This window comes from Cupriavidus sp. FW216-B1, assembly GCF_058789195.1.
On sequence record NZ_JBYTEL010000039.1, the window covers coordinates 1 to 19,623 of the forward strand.

Here is a 19,623-nt window from a genome sequence, read left to right on the forward strand (position 1 = left end):
GCTTTGCGCCAACTTGCCGATCTCCCCGCAGTCGTGGGTCGTCTCGTTCACCGCATAGCCATAGTGGCGCAGGATCTGTGCGATCTGGTCCAGCAGGTGGCGCCCGCGCGTGGCGAGCCGCGGCACGTTTTCGAACACGATCAACTCGACCGGGTCATCCTTCCAAGCCTCGCACATCAGCCACACGCAGCGTAGCGTCAGCTCGTTGAGCGCCTGGTACTTCGGCGTGCGGCTCAGCGCCTCGGACAGCAGGCCGGAGGCGCCCTTGCACGGCGACGAGATGAACACACAGTTCGGCCGCTCGTTGCCGGCGGCGCGCCGGATGTCGGCGGCCGTGGCCTCGCGCCAGCCCGCCGGCGGCTCCTTGCCATGGAACGCGGTGTACTGTTCGCGCGTGAACAGGTCCATCACCGTGCACGGCACGCCCACCAGTTGCTGGAAGTCGCGCGCGGCGGCCGGGTCCACGTCAATGCCGCCGATGCACTTCCAGGTGGCAATCAAGTTGCCCACCTGTGAGGCGGCCTTCTTGAAGCCCTTGGCGCCACCGCCGAGGCCGCAGCAGAAACCGAACGTCTTGTACTCTCGGCGGATCATGCGGAGGCTCCTTTGGCGATTGCGGCGTCGATGGCGGCGTCCAGGCGCTCGCCACTGGGGCAGTCCGTGCCCAGCCGGACCAGGGAGTGATGGCCCTGCACTACGAAGAGCGCCGATTCGTTCCAGTTGCGCTCTCGCAGCCACCGATACCGCTCCGCATAGCGCTTGTCCTCGCTGGGCTGCTCTGCGACGTGCTGCGGCAGCGGCGAGTGCTTCGGCTTGGTGGCTTGCTTGGCCCGGATCTGCTCGACTTTGGTCCAGATGCGCGCGAGCTCGGTCTCGCCGGCCGCGTGCATGTCCAAGCCTTGGGCGAGGCACAGCGCGGCAAGGGTCACCATCACGCCGCCGACCTCTTGGTACTTGTCACCCACGGGCCGGTTGTACACATAGTCGACGAGCTGGTGCGCTTCGCTCGCTGTCGCGCCGCAGGCCTGCACCAGTTCGAGGGCTTCTTCGAGGAAGCGGTGATTGCGCTCTTCGGTATCGGCTGCGATCTCGGCGCCGAAGCAGGCGAGCATCCATGGCTGGACGCGATCTTGGAAGGTGGTGTTGGGCTGCTCTGCGGCCAGGATGGCGCGGGCGAATGCACGGCGCAGGGCTACCTGCGTATCTATCCCCTTGGCGCTCGCCTCGTTGTGGATCTTGATGCCGGGCAACGCATGCCACACCGCGTCGATCTGCTCATCCGCCAGCCCATGCGCCGACGAGGCGGCTTGTTTCTGTTCTTCGCTCATCTCAAGATTCCTCTCGTGTCTTCATGAGGCCAGCCAGCAGCTCGGCGGCCGGCCCGTACTTCACCCAGCGCGCCAGCGGTTGCGATGACCGGTCCTTCGCGCCGTCATGCAGCGCGTCGAGCAAGCGCTCGAACTGCTGCAGGCGGGCAGCCTGGGCAATTCCGGCCTCGCGCGCCACGTCGAGCAGGGACAGCGTCTCCGCCAACTGCCGGCGCAGCTCGGCGTTCTTTCGCTTCAGGTCGTCAGAGTCGCGCGCGAGGTCGGCGATGTCGTGGTTCATCCGATCAGCCTGGCGGATGGAGATGTTGCTCACGGCTTCACCCGAAGATCCCCAACCGTCAGCGCGCGCTCATGGCTCCAGCCGCGCCGCAGACGCTCGATGACCGTGGATGGATTCAGGCCTAGCGTCCGCGCCCATTCGGTGGCAGTCTTGGTCAGACCGTTGCGCGTGATTAGGATGCAACTCGACCGATTGGCGTTCTGTTCGGCCATCGTGGCCCAACGGCAATTACCCGGCTCGTAATTGCCGTTGGCGATCGGGAAACGGTCCAGCGTGTAGCCTGCGGGGCATTCGCCCATATCAGCCAAGAATGCTTCGAAGCTTTTCCACAGCTCGCAGCACACCACGTTCTTATAGTGCTTGGCATGGTGCATATCCTGGCCATCCGGTGATGTGCGCTGCCTCATGGCTTTCCATCGCCGATAGGTCAGAGATCCGTGATGGCCATGCTTGATGTTCCCATTCGGATTCATGCGAAGCTCCCGTCGACCAACTTGGAAGACTCGCGCACGATTTCCTCGCCGATCAGATGCTTGAACGTGCGCTCCATGTTGACGACGATCTTTGTCACCCTGCAGAAAAGGTCGTAGCCGGTCTTGTAGACGGTGAGCTCGGTATGGAGAGCCATGGCGTGTCAGATGATTAAATTACTGAAGGAATGAATCTGCTGACGGCGACCGCGCGAAGCGCGGCGCTCTTGTGGTAGTAGTACTGGTTGCCGTTGTGGAAGTACTGGCACCAGGCGTAGGCGGGGTCGTCTTCGTGGTCTTCTTCGAGCCAGATGCTTCCCTTGGCGCATTCCTCGGGGAAGGCCGCCTGCAGAAGACGCCCCTCGCGGCGGTTCGGCAACTTGAGTCCGCGACTGGCGGCATATGCCTTTGCCTCGTCGTGCGGCACCTCCTCGCTCTCGCCGGCGTGCAGGATCAGGTAGTAGTCGAGCGTGCCGTCTTCCTTGAAGATCGGACCCGCAACGCGGGCGCCGGGAGACAGCGGAATTACCGCGCGCTCGATGACATATTCGGTGGTGCCCGATTGCTTTTCGTACTGCTCGATCAGCGCGCCGACGCGCGCGTGCTCGGACTTGATGCGTTCCAGCGTGACACTCGACATAGAAGATCTCCGGGTGATGGATCGAATGGGTGAATGAATCAATTTTTGAATCTGCTGACGGCGACCGCGCGAAGCGCGGCGCTCTTGCGGCCGTCGTCCTGGAGGCCGTTGAGGAAGAACTGGTACCAGGCGAAGGCGGGGTCCCACTCGACGTCGTCGTCGGTCCAGTACGCTTCGGGCTTCACGAGTTCGCGGTGCTCGTTGTAGATGATCAGTGCATCGACTCGGGTGAAAAGGACGCCACCGATACTCTTCGCCCATTCACGCTGCTGGTCACGCGGCAGCCGTGCGTCGGTCACTGCGATGATCACGGTGTGCTCGATGTCGCCGTTCTTGTCGATGCGGCCGTGCAGATAGGTTTGGCCTTCGGCGAGCGGTGGGATTTGGATTTGCTGCATGGGTTCTCCCATTGGGTTGAGGGGCACTGCGAAAGGTGGTTGATCTGGTCAGGCGGCTTCCTGGAATTCCCCGGGCTCGTCGTACGACAGGCTCATGTGGACCTCCTGGCCGAGGAGCTGGCAGATCCGAGCCAGGGTCTTCTCGTCCGGATGGATCTGCACGCGGAAGTTGATGAAGACGGTGCCGCCTTCTTGAAAGTCGAAGGAGAGCCGGTTCACTCGTGCATCGTCGAGCACGATGTCGTCTTCCTTGCGCACCTTGCTGAGAATGCTCAGCACCTGGTGCTCCCAGTCGCCGTCCCACTTCACGGTGCCCAGCGCCGGGTTCTTCAGGTTCGGCAGGTAGCCGGCATCGGTCACCAGGTCCCCCTGGACGGCTTCGTCCTTGTGGTAGAACGAAGACTTGAGCGTCTCCGAGAACAGGGACAGCAGGTCGTTCGAGACGCGCGCCTGCAGCTTCAGGTCGACGCCGAGTACGCTGTCTTCACCATGCTTCTCGGTGCGCGTGTTGATGTGCAGGATCTTGACCAACTGGTTATCGAGTTCGAGCATTGCTGGGCTCCGGTGGTGGAATAGAAAGGGCCGGGGTCGGCTCCGGACAAGGGTGGGCTAGGCGGCGTGTCCGAGCGTGGAGAAGTCGAGTTCGCAGAGCCAGCCGATCACCTCGTCCTCGGTAGCCTCGAAGTGGCTGACCAGCGCGGCGATGATGTCGGCGTCGGTGGGGCGTGGCGGGTGCTGGCGCGGAGTGAGCTGCGTGACAGGTGCGGGCTGACGCTGTGCGGGCGGCGCGGTGCGCACGGACGCCGGTGCGGGGGAAGGTGTCGGTGCCGCAACTGCCTGCGCGGCGCGAGCAGCCGCCTCCTGCTCTGCCTTCTCGGCAGCCACCTTGGCGGCGGCGTCGCGCTCGGCCTTCGCCTGTTCCTCGCGGCGGATGCGCTCGCGCGTCGCCTCTTCCTTCGCCTGTTCGTCGGCCTTGTGCTTGGAGATTCTCGTATCGACCACCAGGCGCAGGTCATCGATCTGCTTCACGACCAGTCCGAGCCGATCAGCGAATAGCGCTTCGTGACCCTTGATCGCCTCGTCGAAGTAGGCGATGTTTGCGCGGATGCGCTTCGCGGCGGCGTCGGCCGTGATCTTCGAATTGGCGAGCAGCGTGTCAGCGGCGTCCTGAATGCTCGCGACCGAGCGCTTGCCTTTGGCCGCGCCCGCGAAATCGGGCATGCCCAGGTCGGTCCATGCGCCACCGGTCTCAGCCTTCAGGGCATTGATATGGGCCACGTAGGCATCGCGCGCGCCGACGACGATGCTTTCCTTGATCTCCACCTTGCGGCGCGTCACCAGCTTGTCCAGGTCCAGGCGCACGCGGCGCGCCTCGGCGCTGATGTCGTCGATGGTCTTGAAGAGCTGATCGATGCTGGCGGTCTGGCTCAGGGCATGCTCTTTCGCCGCGGCGAGTCGGCTCTCGACTTCGCTGCACCACTTCACGGTCTTCTCGGCGTCAGCGAACTCCTGGTCGGTGGTCAGATCGCGGTTGATGCCCGCGAAGACCGCAAGGGCATGTTCCCTGAACTCGGAAAGATTGCTGGCCGTCACGGCACCTGTCACTTCGAGGCGAAGCGCCGGCAGCGTCTCCGGTGTCCGGCCGATGGGCTTGGCCTCGGCGACCGGCGGCTCATAGGCAGCCAGATCCTTCTCGAACTGCTCCCAGCCAGCTTCGATCTTGGCAGCCAATTCGGCATTGGGGTAATACCAGCAGTGGCGCTCTTCCTCCAGCTCGCCATTGCGCGACCAGCGGGAAGCAGCGAAGAGCACGCGGCCGCAACCGCCGATCATGCACTGCTGCTCCATTTGCACTTGGTAGGCCATCGGCAGCAGGCGGCCGGCTTGGGTTTCGCGGTATTCTGGCGCGACGGTGTCGATATCATCGAACGCGGTGCGCAGTTCAGCATTCAGGAGCTTGTGCTCGTAGGCGACGTCTTCGGACATCGTCAGGCCATCGAATGAGGCCGACAACTTGCCCTCGGTGCCGACCACCGGAAACAGCTCCTCTCCCACGATCTGTTCGGCAATCTCGCGGTATAGCGCCTCGCAGCGATGGCCTTCGTTGAAGAGCTCTTGCTGGGCATCCGACACCTCGGGGCGGATGCCGGTCGCCATCTCCTTCAGCAGGTCAGAGCGGGTCTTGTAAGGCGACACGCCCATCATGGCCGGAGCATCGCTTGCGTTGAAGAAGTTCGCGCGGTGGGCCATCCATTCCGGAGAGCCTTGCACGAGATTCACGGTGTTCATCAATTGCTCCAATGGGTTCAGGGTGACGGTGATCAGTCGTTCTCGTGGGCCCACGAGTCGATGGTGTTCTTCTGGGCGTCGGTCAACAGAGCACCCTTGGACTCGATGAAGGTGACCATCTGCGCGACGGTCTTCTTCTTCGATACGACGAGCTCGCGCCAGGCGGCTTTGTTGGCGTCGAAGCGCTCCTGCGGGTAGCTCTCGGTGTTGGCTTGCCGCTGCTGCTGCCGTTGTGGGGTTTCACGCGGTGCCTCATTGGAGCCACCGTCGCCGTCGTCGTCCATGCCCTTGGTGGACATGCCGGTCACGGCCAGCAGCGTGTACCGTTGTAGATAGGTGATAGTCGAGGCGGTCTGCTGGATGACGTTCTTCTTGCCCGAGTTGTCCGGTGGCCCGGACATGACCACCTTTTCCGAGTGGCCCAACTCGTGAGTGACGATGCATTCCACGGTGATCAGGCCGTTGTCCTGCAGGATGTTCCAGGCGAAGCTCAGGCCATGCTTGGCCATGGGCGGTCCGACAGCGTCAGTGACGTCGGAAAGCTCCGCGTGCGAATAGCCAACGAGATCGCCATCCTTCGTCCGGTAGCCGACATCCTTGCTGCGGCGGATCGTGATCGGCTCGCTCTTGAACCCCGCCATGGCCTTGACATAAGCCTTGCGTGCTTCCATCGCCAGCCCACGCTCACGCAGATCCAGCAGCTTGCTGATGTAGTCCAGGTCGGCGCCTTTCTCTACCGCGATCAGCAGCAGGGTGTCTGGCGTGACCGGCCCGGTGGTGGCCAGCGCGCCGGTCTGACGTTGGGCCGGAAGCGCCGCAGCGCGCGGCGTAGTCGGGGCGGTGTCGACGTCGATGACGTCTTCGACAGCGGTGGACATGACGGTGTCTCTCCTGGCGATGCGGGGTTCAGTCGGCGGCCGGAGCGGGCGCGGCTTCGACCTTCACGTACGGGTACTTTTTGTCGTACGGCTTGATGTGCTTGCCGTGGTGGCTGCCCTTCGACTCGGCCTGCTCGAACGCGGCGAAGTCGTCGGCGGTGAAGTTGCTGTAGTGGTAGAGCGACGTCGGCAGGTTCGTGCGGCGGTCGCGGAAGCGGATGGCCAGCGTGTTCGTCTCGGCGTCATGGCCGATGCTGTGGATCTGGCTGCTTTCAACTTCCTGCATGTCGATGGCGACGGGGGTGGCTTGGGTGTCCATGAAATCTCCAGGTGGTGAGGCGGTTCAGAAGCCGGCGCGGATCGCGACGGTGAGGTAAAGCAGGGTGCCGATGGCCAGGCCGTAGCTGATGGCGCCGGCCCACTGCCGGGCGCGCGAGCACTTCGCGACGGCCAGCAGTGCGTTTGAGCGTGGGTCGTAGGTCATGCCAGCAGCTCCTGCGCAGCGATGACCACCGCGTAGCCGACGGCGAGCCAGAAGGCGGCGGCGAGCCAGCGGTTGTTGCGGTCGACTTTGGCGCGATCCATCAGAAGGGCACCTCAGCCGACTCGGTAGGGGTGAACTCGATGGCCGTCACCTTGCTGATCTTGTCGTTGATTTCCGCGATACGGCGCCCGAGCTCGGCACGTACGTTCTCGCGCTCGCGCTCCAGCGCAGCAAGCATCAGCGAGCGCGGGTCGATGTCGCTCGGGACCTCGACAGTGATCGTGTGCGGCATGATCTTTCGATAGCGCGCCCAGTTGCCGCCCAGCTCATTCCTTGCCCATTTCTCAAAGTCGTTCACGCTGAACTCGTAGGACAGCTTGTCGGAGTATTCGCTGGCGCTGGCGTAGATCCAGCCCTTGATTTCGATGGTCTTCGTGGTCATGGCAGTCTCCTGGTAGTCGGAAGCGAGGTATGTCAGGCAGCGATGCGTTGGCCGGCTTCGATCTCATCCAGCAGCTGCGGCGCGTAGAGCAGCACCGCGGTCTTGTCGATCTCGTTCCAGACGGCCCGGCTGTCGGCGGCGGCGATGTAGTTGCGCAGCAGTGCGGCACGCGCCGGGTTCTTGCCCAGGCTGTCGAGGAATGCAATCTCGTTGGCCGTGCCGTAGCTGCGGGCGGCGGTGTTGTTGGCGCTCATGCTTGCTCCCTGGCGTGGACGAGGGCGCTGCGGGCGATGTCGCCCAGCATTGCCGGGACATCGACCAGGTCACGATCTGCCGTGCGCGACAAGCGTTCGATCTGCTGCAACGCAGTGGTCAGGATGCGGGTCAGATTCTCGTGCGCGGCTTGGCGCGACACGGCTTGGTCGGTCGTCATGCTGTTACCTCTGCTGCGGAGCGCATTTCGCATTCCAGATTCACCATCGCGCTGAACGCGCGGCCACCCAGGCTGCCGATTTCGGCGGCCGTTGCCTCGACCGAGAGGCTTTCGGCAAGCCTGAGGACGGCGAGAACCTGATCAAGGGTCCGCTGGCTGATGTTCATGCCACCCTCGCAGTGCCGTCGAAGGCCAGATGGTTCGGCAGGGCAGCGAAGTGGGCGTGCGCCGGCAGGGTCTGCTCACGCTCGCGCAGCTGGTTCTCGCGCGCCTTGGCCACGAGCTCGTCGTGCAGGTCGGTGTAGTGGCTGAGCTGGACGATGTCGTGCTCGTCGCGCGTCATCCGGGAGTAGTCGAAGTCCTCGATCTGGAGGAACTTGCCCAGCGCTTCCGCCTGCTCTTGCGGCGAGAGGTATCTCAGAATCTCGGCGGGCGTCATGGTGATCTCCATCGGGTTGGTGGGCACCCAGCGGTGCGTCGATGGAAATCATTCTACAAATACGTTTGTAGACACGCAAGGGAAATCTACAAAAAAATACGTAGACTAAGAATGTCTGGTACTAGGCATTCAATGAGTGGGGGTGGCGCGGACGAAAAAAAGCCCGCCGGTAGAGGGCGGGCTTGGTGGGGTGGGGAAGGTGGCGCTTACGAAGCGCCGTACCTCAATGGAACTGGCAGAGGGGCGGGCTTGGCAGTAGTGCACCCTTTTTCATAGGCGACGATCTCCAGCTGGTAGTAGCGCTGCTTCGCGCTTTCGACTGCAGCGTCCTTCTCGACGGCATTGCCGATGCCAAAGTCCCCGAGGAAGGCCAGGACATCGCGACCGTCGAACGCGCTTTCCTTGTCGATGTGTTGGGTGAACCCCATGACTCTTGCCTTGTCGAGATCGATCTCTCGGCATGTCATCGTCTGCTTCTCGAAGTCGGTCAGCGCACCCTGTCGCCCGTAGTTTTTCGTTGCGCAACCCTGCAGCGCGAGCAGGCTCATCCCTGTGATGACAGCCCATTTCAGCATGGCTCGATCTCCTTCCGTTGTCGCTGCTACTGGGGAACTAGGGTCGCACCGCAGTGCTTGCATTTTCGAGCATCCCGGAGCACGAGTTCACGGCAGTCGGGGCATTTCACGTGGGTGTTCGGATTGGGCTGGCTGGCCAGCGCAGCTTTATCCGGGAGGACCAAGACGAAGATGAAGCCGATCAGCGGCGAGAGGAACAGACAAATGAAAAACCAGCCAATCCCTGATCGCCCGCGGCGGGCCGCCAGAAAAGCGCAGGCGATTGCCAGCGCGATATAGACGAATGCGATTTCCATGGCAGGTCCCGATTACAGGCGCGTTTTGATCTTGCGCGCCGGCACAGGGTGCGCAACGTAGTACATCCAGGTGATCTGGTCTATGTCGTAGGTCAGAATCTCCGGATCGTTGTAGCTGCCCAAGCGGACGCCCTGACGACGAGAGAGAAGGCGCTTGATGATCGTCTCGCCGGATTCCAGGCGCACAAGCACGTCGTCTTCGATCTCCGGCTCTGTTCCTGGCTCGACCAGGGCGAACTCGCCAGGGTTGAAGCGGGGCACCATCGACGTCCCCACCACCGGCGTGAGAAACGCCTGCGGGTCGGGGCTCGCCATCTCTGCGTACTGGTCTGTTGCTCCCACTGGATAGTCCCCGTCCGTCCAAATGCGATCGGGCAGCCCCCCGGTCGCGCGGCCGACGACGTAGATCCGTCTGAACTTGGAAGTGTCGGCCGGATAGGTCAGCGGGGTGGCTGGCGGTGCCCTTGAAAGGTCATTGTAAGCCGGTGCCGATGGCTCTTTGACACCCTTCTCTAGTAGGGCATGGGGCATCTTCGGCTTATGGGCACCGCCATAAGCCAGCCAGTTCACATCGCACTTGAGTACCTCCGCGAGGCGCACCGTGTACTTGCTGGAGCGCGCGTTTTTGTTCGGGTCCAGCAGGTGCTGGATGTTCTGTGGCTTGCATCCATGGCCCACCTGGCGGGCCAATTCGCTCTGGTCTGTATGGGGGTCGAGCCCGGCGCATTTCATTGCCCAGGCGAGCCGCTCGGCGTACGTGTTCATAACAAAGCATTTTGTAGCCTTGCCTTGCAAAAAGGTTTGTAGAGTGCTACAAATACGTTTGTAATGAATGACCTTATGCGCCATGACCGAAGCCCTCAATGAAGTCGCCGGCCCGCTCGACATCGCCATCTCCATCGTCGGCTCGCAAACCAAGCTGGCCGCGCTGCTCGGCGTCTCCCAGCAGAACGTTTCCAACTGGGTGAAGAACGGCATCCCGGATGACAAGAAGCCGGTGATCGCGGGGAAGCTCGAGCGAATCACGGACGGGCGCGTCACTCGTCGGATGGTCTGCCCGAACAACTGGGCAGAAATCTGGCCGGAACTGGCGGCCTAGTCCTCGGGTTTTTCCTTGGCGACCTGAACCATGGCCTTCACGCCGCGCAAGTCTTTCTTGAACGCGGTCACCCATGGGTCGCCCAGGATGATCGGGCCGCCGCACAGCCGGCAGGTCTTTGCGTCGGCAGCAATGTCCGTCTGGTTGCCGCAGTTGGCGCAGTGACGGATTTCGATTTTTGGGACGTTCGGCATTTCTGATCTCGCTCATGGCAGTCGGGGCGGGTTCTTCAGGTTAGTCGATCGGGGGATGCACCGGGCGCTGTGATGGCGCCTTCATTTAAACGGAGATTCAAGTGTCCACGCGACTGTCAACTGATGACGCTCAGATCGAGCTGCCTTTGATGTGCCTGATGGAGAAGCCGAAACGCATTGCCGCCGAGGTTGTTGCCGGGATTGCCGGCGAGGCGGACTTGATCCGTAGAGCGATCGAGCTCTCACGCTTCAAGTTCATGGAGAAGACCTACGCGGGCTACCTGGGCTTGTCGCCCTCGCAGTTCTCGAAGATCAAAAACGGGAAGGACAGCGCTGGCAAGGTCTGGCATCTGCCTATTACCTCCATCGCCCGCTTTGAATGCCTGGTCGGGCACACGCTGCTCACGCAGTGGATCGACTTCCAGCGCGAACTGCTGATGAACGACGACCTGCGCGAGCTGCTCGAGCACGAACAACGCGCCGCGGCGCTGCGCGAAAAGCTGCGGAAGAAGGCGGCTTGAGAGGGCAGCGAGGGAACGGGTAACAGGAGCAGTACATGGGATCGCTTCAGAGACGAAGCAAGCAGGTGGCCGCCGTCGGCCCGATGCCGTCGGCCGCCGGGCATCGTGCCCACATCGATGAACTCTGCCACCGCATGACGGTAGCTGAGACGCCTGCCGTGCGCATGCACCTGTGCGGAGAGCTCAAGCGCGCGGTCGCTGAGTACCTGGCAGCGGCGAGGGGCGTGGCATGAGCAAGGAAGTCCAGAAGACCGCACAGAAGAACCGATACCGCAAGATCGAGGTGCGCATGTGGGGCGACGAAAAATTCAGGCATCTCACGCAGATTCAGCCCTGCGGGCAGGGCCTTTGGGTATTCCTGCTGACCGGGCCACATACTGGGCCCATCCCGGGCCTATTTCGGGCTGGCCGCGCCGCAATGGCGGAGGAATTGGATTGGGGTGTCGAAGCCTTCGAGGAAGCCTTCGGGGAAGTCTTTCGGCAAGGCATGGCCAAAGCTGATTGGAAGGCCAAGGTGGTGTGGATTCCGAACGCGATCAACTGCAACCGCCCCGAGTCTCCCAATGTGGTGCTGTCATGGGGCGGAGAGTGGGATCTGATCCCCGAATGCGACCTCAAGCGGGAAGCCTACGAAGCCCTCAAAGCCAGTATTTACGCGCTCGGAGAGGGTTTCGCCAAGGCTTTCGATAAGGCTTTCTGTAAGCCTTCCGCAAAGCCTTCCGACATGCCTAGCCGTAAGACATGCGCTAATCAGGAACAGGAACAGGAGCAGGAGCAGGAAAAAGAAAGTAACCCTAACGGGTTACTCGTCGACAGCGACGACGCTGCCGACTTCTCCCTCGACGGAGGCAATCCAAAACCTGCCCGTCCTGAATGCCCGCATCAGGAAATCATCGCGCTTTACCACGAGCTGTTGCCGATGTGTCCGAGCATCCGTGAGTGGACGCCGGCGCGAGCACAGGCCCTGCGCGCGAGATGGAACGAAGACCCGAAGCGCCAGAACCTCGACTACTGGCGCGCATTTTTTGGCTACGTGTCCGAATCCAAATTCCTCACCGGTCGCGCGCGCACCGCTGAAGGCCGCAAGCCCTTCGTTGCCAGCCTCGACTGGATCGTCAAGTCCGAGAACTTCACCAAGATCCGCGAGGAGCGGTATCACAACGAGGCGGCCGCAGCATGAACGCACCCGACGATCTTCCCCAGGCGCGCGCGCTGTTCAGCGTCGAAGCCGAACAGGCTGTGCTCGGCGGCCTGCTGCTCGACAACAATGCGGTGGACCGCATTAACGGGCTCGACGCGGCGCACTTCTACCGCGAAGACCATCGCGCCATCTTCGTGGCCATCCTGCAGCTCGTCGTCGCCAACCGGCCGGCCGACGTCGTGACCGTGTTCGAGCGGCTGCAGTCGGAGGGCCGCGCCGAGCGTGCTGGCGGGCTGCCGTACCTGACGGCCATGGCGCAGCGCACGCCCAGCGCGGCGAACATCGCGCGCTACGCCGAGATCGTGCGCGACCGGGCGATGTTGCGCGAGACGGCCGCCGCGGCGCGGAAGGTGCTCGAACTGGTCGAAACGCCGAGCGCGATGAAGGGCGCCGAGATCGTCGATCGCGCGCAGGGACTGCTGTCGCAGCTCGCGCAGGTCGGTGTGAGCCGCGGCCCAAAGATGCTGGCGGACCTGATGGTCGAGTTCGTCGAGAAGGTGGACGAGCGCTACCACAGCCGCATTCAGCCCGGGATCTCGACCGGCATTGCCTCGCTCGACATCGCGTTGAACGGTGGCTTCCACGGCGGCAACCTCATCATCGTTGCCGGCCGCCCGTCGATGGGGAAGACCGCGCTGACCACCGACATCGGACTGAACATCGCCGACGGCGGGCTTAGCGTGCTGCTCGACTCCATGGAGATGTCCGATCAGGAAATCATCGCGCGCGCGGTGGCCAACCGCGGCGGCATCAGCCTGTCCGCGCTGCTCAGCGGCCGCATGGACGACTCCGACTGGCCGCGCATGACCTACGCCGTGCAGAACATCGGCAACATGCGCTTCGCCATCGATGACAGCCCGGCGATGTCGCTGCTGGAGGTGCGCACGAAGGCTAAGGCGCACCAACGCAAGCACGGGCTGGACGTCCTGATCGTCGATTACCTTGGCCTGATGTCCGGTGGCGAGGAAAAGATGCGCACGCAGCAGATCGGCGCCTACTCGCGCGGGCTGAAGGCACTGGCCAAGGAGTTGAACATCCCGGTCGTGGCGCTGGCGCAGCTCAGCCGCAAGAACGAGGACCGCCCCGACAAGAAGCCCATCCTCTCCGACCTGCGCGACTCGGGCGATATCGAGCAGGACGCCGACCTCGTGATGTTCGTGCATCGGCCCGAGATGTACGACCCCGGCAACGAGGCGTTGAAAGGCTACGCCGAGGTGTTGATCCGGAAGAACCGGAACGGGGCGCTCAGCGATGTGCCGCTGCTCTACCGCGGCGCGGTGACCAAATTCGACGAGTGGACCGGGCCGCTGCCGATGCTGTCGGCGGGCCCGGCCGTGCGCAAGCGCGGCATCGCCGCGGAACTGTGAGGACCACATGACCAAGATCATCCTGACGCTGCCATACCCCGTGAGCGCGAACCGTTACTGGCGCACCTACATGCCGAAGGGCTTCAAGGCGCCTGTCACCGCGCCGAGCGATGAGGCGAGGGCCTACAAGGCCGAGGTCGGCTGGCGCGCGAAGGCCGCCGGCGTGCGGCAGCCGCTGGCCTGCCGCGTGGCCATCGCCTACACGCTCTACCCGAAGCGCCCGCAGGACTGGCAGAAGCGCGTAGCCAAGGACCCGTTGAACTGGGACGACAGCGTGCTCTGCATCGACCTGGACAACGCTCAGAAGGTCTTGCTCGACGCGCTGAAGGGCGTGGTGATCCAGGACGATGGCTGGCAGGTCCGCCGGATCCTCGCCGAGCGCGCGGAGCCAGACGGCGAGGCCCGCCTGGTCGTGACGATCACGCCGCTGCTGACGGAATCTCCGCAGGCTGGGTTGTTCGGGGAGGCCGCATGATGTGCGCCGAATCGAAATCCACTGTCGCGCACCAATTGCACGCGGCGTTCCTCCGCGGCGAGAAGATCGCGCCGCCCGAGTTCGCCAGGCGCATCGGCGTCTCAACGATGGCAATTCACCACGCCATCAGGGCGCACTTCGCAGGAATGCTGCGAGAAGAGGAACCCAGGGGCACGCGGAACGGCGCCGTGCTGGTCTGCATCAGCATCGAGGAGATGCGGCAGTGGAAGCCGGTGGAGCGCCTTTCGCGCTCTGCGCCCACGGAGCCGTTGGGTTATGCCCTGCGTGCTGCCTTCCTGTGCGGCGAGAAGGTCGTCGCCACGACGTTCGCCGAGCGGTCAGGCTATTCGCGGCAGGGCGTGAGCGATGCGCTGAAGACGATGGAGCGCCGCGGGCTGATCACCGGCGAACTCCTGCGGCCGAACGGGCGCGGCAACGCCGCGATGGTCTGGTCATGCCCGGACCGGGTGGCCATGCAGGCCTACCAGCCCCAGGTGCAGACCATGAACCCGATGGCCGGCCGTCGCTCGCGCGGGCCTCGCGGCGCGTTTTCCGCGCTGCTGGAGGTGTGGGGCATCCGTGCTGCGGAGATCGCATTGCCGGCCCTGCAGCACCGGATGGCAGTTCCTGAAGACGACATGGAGGTGGCGTGATGGATGACCTGATGATGGCGTGGGTTGCCCTGGTGATCGTGATCATGGGCGGCATGGTCCTCTGGGCGTGGGGGCAGAAATGAGGTGCGCGAATTGCGGGAGCGCCGACCACACGGCGCGCAATTGCCCTTGGACCCGCTGCGTGCGGATTGCGAGGCCGGCATGAGCTCGCTCTACCGCGAGTTCACCCTGAAGAGCCCGGGCATCTGGCCGACCGTGCTCGCCTTCATCAAAGCCAACGCGGCGGCCTTCGCGGAGAAGGGGCAGCCCCTGCGCATCGTGTGCATCGCGCGCCCGGAGGCCTGACCATGGACGTGCTGCTGCGAAAGGCCCCGAACGGCTTTCTGGTGCCGGCCAACGATGCCGAGGCGGAGAAGCTGCGCAAGCTGAAGATCGGCGTGACCGTGAAGTCGAAGATCACGCAGATGCGCAACGAGCGCTTCTTCCGCAAATGGTTCGCGCTGGTGCACGTCGGGTACGAACTCTGGACCGAGGTGACACCCGAGGGTGAGTACCGCGGGCAGAAGGTGCTGCCGAACTTCGACCGCTTCCGCAAGGACATCACCATCCTCGCCGGCTACCACCATGCCGTGTTCAACGTGCGCGGCGAGATGCGGCTCGAGGCAGATTCGATCGCATGGGGCGAGATGAACGAAGAGACGTTCGAGAAGCTGTACCAGTCCACGATCACCGTGATCCTGAACAAGGTGCTGGCCGGCCGCGGCATGGATGAGCAGCGGCTCAACGAATGGGTTGAACGAGTGATGGAGTTCGCATGACCTACCGCTCCGAAAAGCTGCGCCGCGCGGTGGCATCTCTTGCATGCGTCCACTGCGGCCGCCACGGAGACACGCAAGCCGCGCACCGCAACGAAGGCAAGGGGATGGGCATGAAGACCAGCGACGCCCTGTGCGCGGCGCTGTGCTCGGGCTGCCACCACGAGCTCGACAGCGGCAAGACCATGACGCGCGACGAGCGCCGCGACTTCTGGAATCGGGCGTTCGTGAAGACCATGCAGCAGTTGATCGAAGCGGGAGTGCTCCATGTCGCATGACGAAGGCGCCGGCATCGGCATCACGATCGATCTCGCCGAAGAAGACAAGGCTGTGGTGCTCTCGTTTCCCGGCAAGAAGAAGCCGGAGGCCGACGAGGGCCCGTACCTGAAGCAGGTCCTGTACAAGCCGGGCTGCCGCCACGACCACGGGTTCGAGATCGACGAGAAGCTCATGGAGGTCGAATGCACGGTCTGCCACGAGAAGCTGAACCCCATGTGGGCGCTGATCCAGCTCGCGAACATGGAGACGCGCTGGCACCGATACCACGAGCAGTACCAGCAAGAGGTCGCGCGGCTCCGCGAGCGCCTGCGCACGAAGTGCCGCCACTGCGGCGAGATGACGCCAATCAGCCGCAACTGAAAGGAGACCACCATGCAAACCATCATCATCTTCGGCCTGCTGGCCACGTTCCTCGCGCTGGTCATCGCGGTGAGCCTCGAGGCCATCGGCCGGCTGGGCGAGGAAGATCTCGACGACGAAGACCTGCGGGGCTATGTCGACCAGGATGGGGAGAGCACGCCGGGCCCATACGACCGCGACGCCTGGCGGCACGCGAGCGTGAAGGTTCCGCGCGCCGAGGATTGCTGATGGCGTTGCCGAGCTACTGCTACCGCGACCCGGCCGAGGTCTACGAGCAGAAGGAAAGCCGATCCTGCCGCGGCTGCGTCTACGAGAAGACCGCCCGGCTGATGGGCACCACGCACACGGTATGCACGAAGCTGCTGCCGAGCGGAAAGCGGCGCGAGCACGGCAAGCGCTGCCAGCATTTTGATGATGGGGAGAAGTAGATGACACCACACAAGCAACTGATTTCGCACGATCCGGCGAATGGCGCATGGGGCGATTGCTGGCGTACCGCCATTGCGTGCTTGCTGGATATGCATCCCAGCGAGGTGCCGAATTTCGGACACGGCGGGGATCAGGTTCATGCCGAGAAATGGGCGCGCGCGTGGCTGAAGGAGCGCGGCTACAACTTGGTGAAGTTCTGCATGCTCGCGCAGCACGCGGATGCGGCGGTCGAATGGTTTGGTGACGCACCGTACATCTTGGTCGGGCAGAGTGCGAACATTCCAAATGTCGCGCACTGCGTTATTGGACGCGGCAGCTTCGAAGTCTTTTGGGACGTAGCGCCGGGCGGGACCGGCCTTGCCGGGCCTTGGGTCGATGAACTTGGGCAGCGAGTGTACTGGGTAGAGTTCATTGTGCCGGCGCAGGACTGCACTATGCGGGAGGCGGCATGACCGACAAACCGCTCTTCGCAGACGTCTCGCACGCGCTGCACGTGTCGTACCTGGTGCTGTCCATGCCGCCGCGGCAGAAGGCTCCGTTCCGCAACATGCTGATCCAGTTGCTGGAGGCGATCGACGAGCCGACGGCGGCGCAAGAGCGCTGGCTGGTCGAGCTGCGCGGGCCCGGCGGCGGCACCTATGATCCGGATCGGCTGACCATGGACGAGTTCCGCGCGCAGTACGCGATGATCACGGATGCAGCGAAGACCCGGCTGCCGAGCCCCGAATATGCAGCAGTGCTCGCGCGCTACGCCCACGGGCCCGAGAAGCTGGCCGGCTGCAAGCGGCTGGCGCTGTATGCGCGCCGCGCGTCGGGCCTGACGGCGACCGCGTTGCTGCTCGACCTGGTGATCCGGCACTACCTGCCGCGCCAGCAGCGCGAGGACCATACGATCCGCGGCATTGCCGAGAAGCGGAAGGTGGACCGGAATGCCGTCTTCCGCGCCGCGAAGTGGATGGAGCGGAATTTCCGGGCACTGGAAGCGCTGGCGCTGGCCCGGCTGGAGCCGAGTTTTGTGGCCCATGGCCTGGTTCCGGACCGTACAGCATGCGATCAGCCGGATCGCCTTGCCGCATAAGGGATTGCGGCGAAAAATCCCTTGCGTTTTTGAGACAGGCGGTGTATTTTGCACCCAGACTCAGCCAAGCCCCGTCCGGATTGTTCCGCGCGGGGCTTTTGCATTGGAGCCCGCCATGTTCGCACCCCTTGCGCTCTACCTCTGGTGGGGCGTCTGGGCGAGAGCATGTTGGGTCCCCTCACCCAAGGAATGCGCTCATGGCCAAGATGATCCTCAAGGCAACGGAGATCGACTACAGCGACCTTGAGCGGTATGGGCGCGTGACCATCGAGTATGGTAGCGACGGCGCCCGCATCACGGTAGACGGCTTCGATTTCGCGGAGCCTGCCTCGTGCCGACAGCATGTGGCGAAGGCGATGTCCTGGGCGCGCGACGTGCTCGCAGTCGAGATCGAGGCCAACCGGATCATCCCCGGAGGCCACCTAGTTGGCGTTCTGGGCTTGGACCAGGATGGGCTGGAAGAAGAGCAGAAGTCGAGCATAGCCGACATTTAGTCTGGCGGAGCCACCAGCGCACCGCTCACACCATTTCGTGTCCATTGGGAACCATCCCCATTGGGAAACATTCCGCTGTCTCATCCACCCATCGGTGGATTCGCCCGCCCCGGGTAACCCTGGCTGGCTTTCTCCTTTCTCGTTCTCGATGACAGTCGAGGCCACCCCCGGCCGGCGGTGGGGAAAAACACCGGCAGCCTCCGACGAAGCGTAAGCCATCTCCTCCCCGCCGGGACGCGGGTTCCTTTTGGCGACGGGCGGAGGCACCCACATTTCATAGGACCGCGCTATGGCACGGCCATCTGCCTACAAACCTGAGTTCGCCGAGCAGGCCCGAAAGCTCTGCCTGATGGGCTGGACGGACAAGGATCTGGCGAAATTCTTCGAGGTGACGGAGCGGACGATCAACCGGTGGAAGGTCGATTTCCCCGAGTTTTGTCAGTCACTTACGCGCGGGAAGGTGTTGGCCGACGCCGAAGTGGCCGCCGGGATGTACGAGCGCGCGCGTGGCTTCCGCCATCCTGATGTCCAGATCCTGGTGGTTGGCGGGAAGGTCCGGAAGGTGAAGGTCGAGAAGATCTACCCGCCGGACGTGCGTGCTGGCGAGGTCTGGCTGCGGAACCGGCAGCCTGGCCTGTGGCGACGCGACCCCGATCCCAAGGACGTTGACGAGGCGCCGCAGCCGGTCCGCGTGGTGGTCGAGGTGAAGGATGCCAGCCGCCCCGAGCCTGATGCCGAGGCCTGATGCCATCCCTGAACACACCCCAAGCCCAGTTCCTAGCGCTGCCGCACAAGTTCAAGGCGTTCGTCGCCGGCTTCGGGTCGGGCAAGACCTGGGTGGGCTGCTCTGGCCTGTGCCAGCATGCCTGGGAATTCCCACGCATCAATGCGGGCTACTTCGCGCCGACCTACGGTCAGATCCGCGACATCTTCTATCCGACCATCGAGGAGGTGGCCGAGGACTGGGGCCTGCATGCGAAGGTGAACACCTCCAACCGCGAGGTGCACATCTACAGCGGACGCCAGTACCGCACGACGATCATCTGCCGATCGATGGATGATCCGGTCAAGATCGTGGGCTTCAAGATAGGCAAGGCGCTGGTCGACGAGCTCGACGTGATGCGCAAGACCGAGGCGCAGACGGCGTGGCGCAAGATCATCGCGCGGATGCGCCAGGTCGCGCCGGGCTTGCTAAACGGCATCGATGTCACGACGACGCCCGAGGGCTTCAAGTTCGTCTACGAGCAGTTCGTCAAGATGGTCCGAGAGAAGCCGGAACTGGCCGGCCTGTACGGCATGGTGCAGGCGAGCACCTACCAGAACGCCAAGAACCTGCCGCCGGGCTACATCGACTCGCTGCGGGTCAGCTACCCGCCGCAGCTGATCTCGGCATACCTGCGAGGGCAGTTCGTCAACCTGACCTCCGGCAGCGTCTACGCTGCTTTCGACCGTCGGCTGAACCACACCGACGACGCGATGCGCGAGGGCGAGCCGCTGCACGTGGGCATGGACTTCAACGTGCTCAAGATGGCCGCGGTGATCTACGTCGTGCGCGACGGCATGCCGCGCGCGGTGGCCGAGCTGACCGACGTGCGCGACACGCCGGCCATGGCGCAGATGCTGAAGGAGCGGTTCAAGGACAAGGGCCACCCAGTGGTGATCTACCCCGACGCCAGCGGCAAGAACACGAGCAGCAAGAGCGCCAGCGAGTCGGACCTGTCGATCCTGAAGGGCGCCGGGTTCCA

Annotated in this window: 39 protein-coding genes; 18 read left to right on the top strand and 21 right to left on the bottom strand. The window is 63.6% G+C overall.

What is annotated here, in order from left to right; all coding sequences use genetic code 11:
* The 20 genes from AC3WXD_RS34315 to AC3WXD_RS34410 all read right to left on the bottom strand — a co-directional run.
* Positions 1 to 594, bottom strand: a 594-nt coding sequence (locus AC3WXD_RS34315) for a DNA cytosine methyltransferase (protein WP_492325651.1), incomplete at its 3' end; no start/stop codon positions are given.
* Complete coding sequence (locus AC3WXD_RS34320) at positions 591 to 1,328, bottom strand: hypothetical protein (protein WP_492325652.1); 738 nt, start codon at positions 1,326 to 1,328, stop codon at positions 591 to 593. The genes AC3WXD_RS34320 and AC3WXD_RS34315, both read right to left, overlap by 4 nt.
* A 1-nt stretch (position 1,329) precedes the next feature.
* The gene (locus AC3WXD_RS34325) at positions 1,330 to 1,641 is read right to left on the bottom strand and encodes a hypothetical protein (protein WP_492325653.1); all 312 of its coding nucleotides are present in this window, start codon (positions 1,639 to 1,641) and stop codon (positions 1,330 to 1,332) included.
* Positions 1,638 to 2,081, bottom strand: coding sequence for a hypothetical protein (locus AC3WXD_RS34330; protein WP_492325654.1), 444 nt, complete (start codon positions 2,079 to 2,081; stop codon positions 1,638 to 1,640). Before AC3WXD_RS34330 ends, AC3WXD_RS34325 begins: the two co-directional genes overlap by 4 nt.
* On the bottom strand, positions 2,078 to 2,236 hold the full coding sequence (locus tag AC3WXD_RS34335) for a hypothetical protein (protein ID WP_492325655.1): 159 nt from the start codon (positions 2,234 to 2,236) through the stop codon (positions 2,078 to 2,080). The genes AC3WXD_RS34330 and AC3WXD_RS34335 overlap by 4 nt, the downstream gene beginning before the upstream one ends.
* Before the next feature lie 14 nt (positions 2,237 to 2,250).
* On the bottom strand, positions 2,251 to 2,718 hold the full coding sequence (locus tag AC3WXD_RS34340) for a DUF1566 domain-containing protein (protein WP_492325656.1): 468 nt from the start codon (positions 2,716 to 2,718) through the stop codon (positions 2,251 to 2,253).
* Between the two features lie 38 nt (positions 2,719 to 2,756).
* Positions 2,757 to 3,116 (bottom strand): DUF1566 domain-containing protein, encoded by a 360-nt coding sequence (locus AC3WXD_RS34345; RefSeq protein WP_492325657.1) that lies wholly within the window; start codon positions 3,114 to 3,116, stop codon positions 2,757 to 2,759.
* A gap of 48 nt (positions 3,117 to 3,164) precedes the next feature.
* Positions 3,165 to 3,668 (bottom strand): hypothetical protein, encoded by a 504-nt coding sequence (locus AC3WXD_RS34350; protein ID WP_492325658.1) that lies wholly within the window; start codon positions 3,666 to 3,668, stop codon positions 3,165 to 3,167.
* Between the two features lie 57 nt (positions 3,669 to 3,725).
* A complete protein-coding gene (locus AC3WXD_RS34355) occupies positions 3,726 to 5,405 on the bottom strand; it encodes a YqaJ viral recombinase family protein (protein ID WP_492325659.1) in 1,680 nt (559 codons plus the stop codon).
* Between the two features lie 32 nt (positions 5,406 to 5,437).
* Positions 5,438 to 6,283 (bottom strand): ERF family protein, encoded by an 846-nt coding sequence (locus AC3WXD_RS34360; protein ID WP_492325660.1) that lies wholly within the window; start codon positions 6,281 to 6,283, stop codon positions 5,438 to 5,440.
* Positions 6,284 to 6,311: 28 nt separating this feature from the next.
* On the bottom strand, positions 6,312 to 6,602 hold the full coding sequence (locus AC3WXD_RS34365) for a KTSC domain-containing protein (RefSeq protein WP_492325661.1): 291 nt from the start codon (positions 6,600 to 6,602) through the stop codon (positions 6,312 to 6,314).
* 24 nt (positions 6,603 to 6,626) lie between these two features.
* Positions 6,627 to 6,767, bottom strand: a complete 141-nt coding sequence (locus AC3WXD_RS34370; RefSeq protein WP_492325662.1) for a hypothetical protein — start codon at positions 6,765 to 6,767, stop codon at positions 6,627 to 6,629.
* A gap of 100 nt (positions 6,768 to 6,867) precedes the next feature.
* Complete coding sequence (locus tag AC3WXD_RS34375) at positions 6,868 to 7,209, bottom strand: hypothetical protein (RefSeq protein WP_492325663.1); 342 nt, start codon at positions 7,207 to 7,209, stop codon at positions 6,868 to 6,870.
* Between the two features lie 32 nt (positions 7,210 to 7,241).
* A complete protein-coding gene (locus AC3WXD_RS34380) occupies positions 7,242 to 7,463 on the bottom strand; it encodes a hypothetical protein (protein ID WP_492325664.1) in 222 nt (73 codons plus the stop codon).
* A complete protein-coding gene (locus tag AC3WXD_RS34385) occupies positions 7,460 to 7,642 on the bottom strand; it encodes a hypothetical protein (RefSeq protein WP_492325665.1) in 183 nt (60 codons plus the stop codon). The genes AC3WXD_RS34380 and AC3WXD_RS34385 overlap by 4 nt, the downstream gene beginning before the upstream one ends.
* Positions 7,639 to 7,809 (bottom strand): hypothetical protein, encoded by a 171-nt coding sequence (locus AC3WXD_RS34390; protein ID WP_492325616.1) that lies wholly within the window; start codon positions 7,807 to 7,809, stop codon positions 7,639 to 7,641. Before AC3WXD_RS34390 ends, AC3WXD_RS34385 begins: the two co-directional genes overlap by 4 nt.
* Positions 7,806 to 8,108: a hypothetical protein gene (locus AC3WXD_RS34395; RefSeq protein ID WP_492325666.1), complete on the bottom strand. Its 303-nt coding sequence runs from the start codon at positions 8,106 to 8,108 to the stop codon at positions 7,806 to 7,808. Before AC3WXD_RS34395 ends, AC3WXD_RS34390 begins: the two co-directional genes overlap by 4 nt.
* A gap of 179 nt (positions 8,109 to 8,287) precedes the next feature.
* Positions 8,288 to 8,656, bottom strand: coding sequence for a hypothetical protein (locus tag AC3WXD_RS34400; RefSeq protein WP_492325667.1), 369 nt, complete (start codon positions 8,654 to 8,656; stop codon positions 8,288 to 8,290).
* A gap of 26 nt (positions 8,657 to 8,682) precedes the next feature.
* Entirely contained in the window at positions 8,683 to 8,952 is a 270-nt protein-coding gene (locus AC3WXD_RS34405; protein ID WP_492325668.1) for a hypothetical protein, read from the bottom strand.
* Between the two features lie 12 nt (positions 8,953 to 8,964).
* Positions 8,965 to 9,801: a S24 family peptidase gene (locus tag AC3WXD_RS34410; protein WP_492325669.1), complete on the bottom strand. Its 837-nt coding sequence runs from the start codon at positions 9,799 to 9,801 to the stop codon at positions 8,965 to 8,967.
* Between AC3WXD_RS34410 and AC3WXD_RS34415 the strand changes: the two genes are divergently transcribed.
* Positions 9,800 to 10,051 carry a transcriptional regulator gene (locus AC3WXD_RS34415; protein WP_492325670.1) on the top strand — a complete coding sequence of 84 codons (252 nt, stop codon included), beginning with the start codon at positions 9,800 to 9,802 and terminating at the stop codon, positions 10,049 to 10,051. The genes AC3WXD_RS34410 and AC3WXD_RS34415 overlap by 2 nt on opposite strands.
* Here the strand turns inward: AC3WXD_RS34415 and AC3WXD_RS34420 are convergent.
* The gene (locus AC3WXD_RS34420) at positions 10,048 to 10,245 is read right to left on the bottom strand and encodes a hypothetical protein (protein WP_492325671.1); all 198 of its coding nucleotides are present in this window, start codon (positions 10,243 to 10,245) and stop codon (positions 10,048 to 10,050) included. The two genes, AC3WXD_RS34415 and AC3WXD_RS34420, sit on opposite strands and share 4 nt — an antisense overlap.
* A gap of 101 nt (positions 10,246 to 10,346) precedes the next feature.
* Between AC3WXD_RS34420 and AC3WXD_RS34425 the strand changes: the two genes are divergently transcribed.
* The 17 genes from AC3WXD_RS34425 to AC3WXD_RS34505 form a co-directional block, all read left to right on the top strand.
* Entirely contained in the window at positions 10,347 to 10,766 is a 420-nt protein-coding gene (locus AC3WXD_RS34425; RefSeq protein ID WP_492325672.1) for a hypothetical protein, read from the top strand.
* A 35-nt stretch (positions 10,767 to 10,801) separates the two neighbouring features.
* Positions 10,802 to 10,999, top strand: a complete 198-nt coding sequence (locus AC3WXD_RS34430; RefSeq protein ID WP_492325673.1) for a hypothetical protein — start codon at positions 10,802 to 10,804, stop codon at positions 10,997 to 10,999.
* Entirely contained in the window at positions 10,996 to 11,946 is a 951-nt protein-coding gene (locus AC3WXD_RS34435) for a hypothetical protein (RefSeq protein ID WP_492325674.1), read from the top strand. Before AC3WXD_RS34430 ends, AC3WXD_RS34435 begins: the two co-directional genes overlap by 4 nt.
* On the top strand, positions 11,943 to 13,334 hold the full coding sequence (dnaB, locus tag AC3WXD_RS34440) for a replicative DNA helicase (protein WP_492325675.1): 1,392 nt from the start codon (positions 11,943 to 11,945) through the stop codon (positions 13,332 to 13,334). The genes AC3WXD_RS34435 and dnaB overlap by 4 nt, the downstream gene beginning before the upstream one ends.
* 7 nt (positions 13,335 to 13,341) lie before the next feature.
* On the top strand, positions 13,342 to 13,809 hold the full coding sequence (locus tag AC3WXD_RS34445; protein WP_492325676.1) for a RusA family crossover junction endodeoxyribonuclease: 468 nt from the start codon (positions 13,342 to 13,344) through the stop codon (positions 13,807 to 13,809).
* Positions 13,806 to 14,462, top strand: coding sequence for a MarR family transcriptional regulator (locus AC3WXD_RS34450; protein WP_492325677.1), 657 nt, complete (start codon positions 13,806 to 13,808; stop codon positions 14,460 to 14,462). The genes AC3WXD_RS34445 and AC3WXD_RS34450 overlap by 4 nt, the downstream gene beginning before the upstream one ends.
* Positions 14,463 to 14,591: 129 nt before the next feature.
* Positions 14,592 to 14,768 (top strand): hypothetical protein, encoded by a 177-nt coding sequence (locus AC3WXD_RS34455; protein WP_492325678.1) that lies wholly within the window; start codon positions 14,592 to 14,594, stop codon positions 14,766 to 14,768.
* Between the two features lie 2 nt (positions 14,769 to 14,770).
* Positions 14,771 to 15,241: a DUF1367 family protein gene (locus AC3WXD_RS34460; protein WP_492325679.1), complete on the top strand. Its 471-nt coding sequence runs from the start codon at positions 14,771 to 14,773 to the stop codon at positions 15,239 to 15,241.
* The gene (locus AC3WXD_RS34465) at positions 15,238 to 15,516 is read left to right on the top strand and encodes a hypothetical protein (RefSeq protein ID WP_492325680.1); all 279 of its coding nucleotides are present in this window, start codon (positions 15,238 to 15,240) and stop codon (positions 15,514 to 15,516) included. Before AC3WXD_RS34460 ends, AC3WXD_RS34465 begins: the two co-directional genes overlap by 4 nt.
* The gene (locus AC3WXD_RS34470) at positions 15,506 to 15,877 is read left to right on the top strand and encodes a hypothetical protein (protein ID WP_492325681.1); all 372 of its coding nucleotides are present in this window, start codon (positions 15,506 to 15,508) and stop codon (positions 15,875 to 15,877) included. The genes AC3WXD_RS34465 and AC3WXD_RS34470 overlap by 11 nt, the downstream gene beginning before the upstream one ends.
* 12 nt (positions 15,878 to 15,889) lie before the next feature.
* Positions 15,890 to 16,105, top strand: coding sequence for a hypothetical protein (locus AC3WXD_RS34475; protein ID WP_492325682.1), 216 nt, complete (start codon positions 15,890 to 15,892; stop codon positions 16,103 to 16,105).
* Positions 16,105 to 16,305 (top strand): hypothetical protein, encoded by a 201-nt coding sequence (locus AC3WXD_RS34480; RefSeq protein WP_492325683.1) that lies wholly within the window; start codon positions 16,105 to 16,107, stop codon positions 16,303 to 16,305. Before AC3WXD_RS34475 ends, AC3WXD_RS34480 begins: the two co-directional genes overlap by 1 nt.
* Positions 16,306 to 16,758: a hypothetical protein gene (locus AC3WXD_RS34485; protein WP_492325684.1), complete on the top strand. Its 453-nt coding sequence runs from the start codon at positions 16,306 to 16,308 to the stop codon at positions 16,756 to 16,758. It begins immediately after the preceding gene.
* Entirely contained in the window at positions 16,755 to 17,384 is a 630-nt protein-coding gene (locus tag AC3WXD_RS34490; RefSeq protein WP_492325685.1) for a hypothetical protein, read from the top strand. Before AC3WXD_RS34485 ends, AC3WXD_RS34490 begins: the two co-directional genes overlap by 4 nt.
* A gap of 197 nt (positions 17,385 to 17,581) precedes the next feature.
* Positions 17,582 to 17,878: a phage capsid protein gene (locus AC3WXD_RS34495; protein ID WP_492325686.1), complete on the top strand. Its 297-nt coding sequence runs from the start codon at positions 17,582 to 17,584 to the stop codon at positions 17,876 to 17,878.
* A 289-nt stretch (positions 17,879 to 18,167) separates the two neighbouring features.
* Positions 18,168 to 18,623, top strand: coding sequence for a terminase (locus AC3WXD_RS34500; protein ID WP_492325687.1), 456 nt, complete (start codon positions 18,168 to 18,170; stop codon positions 18,621 to 18,623).
* The coding region (locus tag AC3WXD_RS34505; protein WP_492325688.1) for a terminase large subunit domain-containing protein at positions 18,623 to 19,623 on the top strand (1,001 nt) is incomplete at its 3' end. The genes AC3WXD_RS34500 and AC3WXD_RS34505, both read left to right, overlap by 1 nt.

Bases quoted from the DNA above. Each gene is read 5' to 3' on its own strand.
- AC3WXD_RS34450 (WP_492325677.1), top strand. From the start codon at position 13,806: ATGATGTGCGCCGAATCGAAATCCACTGTCGCGCACCAATTGCACGCG.
- AC3WXD_RS34340 (WP_492325656.1), bottom strand. From the start codon at position 2,718: ATGTCGAGTGTCACGCTGGAACGCATCAAGTCCGAGCACGCGCGCGTC.
- AC3WXD_RS34350 (WP_492325658.1), bottom strand. From the start codon at position 3,668: ATGCTCGAACTCGATAACCAGTTGGTCAAGATCCTGCACATCAACACG.
- AC3WXD_RS34320 (WP_492325652.1), bottom strand. From the start codon at position 1,328: ATGAGCGAAGAACAGAAACAAGCCGCCTCGTCGGCGCATGGGCTGGCG.
- AC3WXD_RS34365 (WP_492325661.1), bottom strand. From the start codon at position 6,602: ATGGACACCCAAGCCACCCCCGTCGCCATCGACATGCAGGAAGTTGAA.
- AC3WXD_RS34370 (WP_492325662.1), bottom strand. From the start codon at position 6,767: ATGACCTACGACCCACGCTCAAACGCACTGCTGGCCGTCGCGAAGTGC.
- AC3WXD_RS34475 (WP_492325682.1), top strand. From the start codon at position 15,890: ATGCAAACCATCATCATCTTCGGCCTGCTGGCCACGTTCCTCGCGCTG.
- AC3WXD_RS34480 (WP_492325683.1), top strand. From the start codon at position 16,105: ATGGCGTTGCCGAGCTACTGCTACCGCGACCCGGCCGAGGTCTACGAG.
- AC3WXD_RS34500 (WP_492325687.1), top strand. From the start codon at position 18,168: ATGGCACGGCCATCTGCCTACAAACCTGAGTTCGCCGAGCAGGCCCGA.
- AC3WXD_RS34435 (WP_492325674.1), top strand. From the start codon at position 10,996: ATGAGCAAGGAAGTCCAGAAGACCGCACAGAAGAACCGATACCGCAAG.
- AC3WXD_RS34385 (WP_492325665.1), bottom strand. From the start codon at position 7,642: ATGACGACCGACCAAGCCGTGTCGCGCCAAGCCGCGCACGAGAATCTG.
- AC3WXD_RS34335 (WP_492325655.1), bottom strand. From the start codon at position 2,236: ATGGCTCTCCATACCGAGCTCACCGTCTACAAGACCGGCTACGACCTT.
- AC3WXD_RS34415 (WP_492325670.1), top strand. From the start codon at position 9,800: ATGACCGAAGCCCTCAATGAAGTCGCCGGCCCGCTCGACATCGCCATC.
- AC3WXD_RS34420 (WP_492325671.1), bottom strand. From the start codon at position 10,245: ATGCCGAACGTCCCAAAAATCGAAATCCGTCACTGCGCCAACTGCGGC.
- AC3WXD_RS34400 (WP_492325667.1), bottom strand. From the start codon at position 8,656: ATGCTGAAATGGGCTGTCATCACAGGGATGAGCCTGCTCGCGCTGCAG.
- dnaB (WP_492325675.1), top strand. From the start codon at position 11,943: ATGAACGCACCCGACGATCTTCCCCAGGCGCGCGCGCTGTTCAGCGTC.
- AC3WXD_RS34495 (WP_492325686.1), top strand. From the start codon at position 17,582: ATGGCCAAGATGATCCTCAAGGCAACGGAGATCGACTACAGCGACCTT.
- AC3WXD_RS34485 (WP_492325684.1), top strand. From the start codon at position 16,306: ATGACACCACACAAGCAACTGATTTCGCACGATCCGGCGAATGGCGCA.
- AC3WXD_RS34330 (WP_492325654.1), bottom strand. From the start codon at position 2,081: ATGAATCCGAATGGGAACATCAAGCATGGCCATCACGGATCTCTGACC.
- AC3WXD_RS34470 (WP_492325681.1), top strand. From the start codon at position 15,506: ATGTCGCATGACGAAGGCGCCGGCATCGGCATCACGATCGATCTCGCC.
- AC3WXD_RS34405 (WP_492325668.1), bottom strand. From the start codon at position 8,952: ATGGAAATCGCATTCGTCTATATCGCGCTGGCAATCGCCTGCGCTTTT.
- AC3WXD_RS34380 (WP_492325664.1), bottom strand. From the start codon at position 7,463: ATGAGCGCCAACAACACCGCCGCCCGCAGCTACGGCACGGCCAACGAG.
- AC3WXD_RS34430 (WP_492325673.1), top strand. From the start codon at position 10,802: ATGGGATCGCTTCAGAGACGAAGCAAGCAGGTGGCCGCCGTCGGCCCG.
- AC3WXD_RS34410 (WP_492325669.1), bottom strand. From the start codon at position 9,801: ATGGCGCATAAGGTCATTCATTACAAACGTATTTGTAGCACTCTACAA.
- AC3WXD_RS34490 (WP_492325685.1), top strand. From the start codon at position 16,755: ATGACCGACAAACCGCTCTTCGCAGACGTCTCGCACGCGCTGCACGTG.
- AC3WXD_RS34390 (WP_492325616.1), bottom strand. From the start codon at position 7,809: ATGAACATCAGCCAGCGGACCCTTGATCAGGTTCTCGCCGTCCTCAGG.
- AC3WXD_RS34375 (WP_492325663.1), bottom strand. From the start codon at position 7,209: ATGACCACGAAGACCATCGAAATCAAGGGCTGGATCTACGCCAGCGCC.
- AC3WXD_RS34465 (WP_492325680.1), top strand. From the start codon at position 15,238: ATGACCTACCGCTCCGAAAAGCTGCGCCGCGCGGTGGCATCTCTTGCA.
- AC3WXD_RS34345 (WP_492325657.1), bottom strand. From the start codon at position 3,116: ATGCAGCAAATCCAAATCCCACCGCTCGCCGAAGGCCAAACCTATCTG.
- AC3WXD_RS34355 (WP_492325659.1), bottom strand. From the start codon at position 5,405: ATGAACACCGTGAATCTCGTGCAAGGCTCTCCGGAATGGATGGCCCAC.
- AC3WXD_RS34360 (WP_492325660.1), bottom strand. From the start codon at position 6,283: ATGTCCACCGCTGTCGAAGACGTCATCGACGTCGACACCGCCCCGACT.
- AC3WXD_RS34460 (WP_492325679.1), top strand. From the start codon at position 14,771: ATGGACGTGCTGCTGCGAAAGGCCCCGAACGGCTTTCTGGTGCCGGCC.
- AC3WXD_RS34445 (WP_492325676.1), top strand. From the start codon at position 13,342: ATGACCAAGATCATCCTGACGCTGCCATACCCCGTGAGCGCGAACCGT.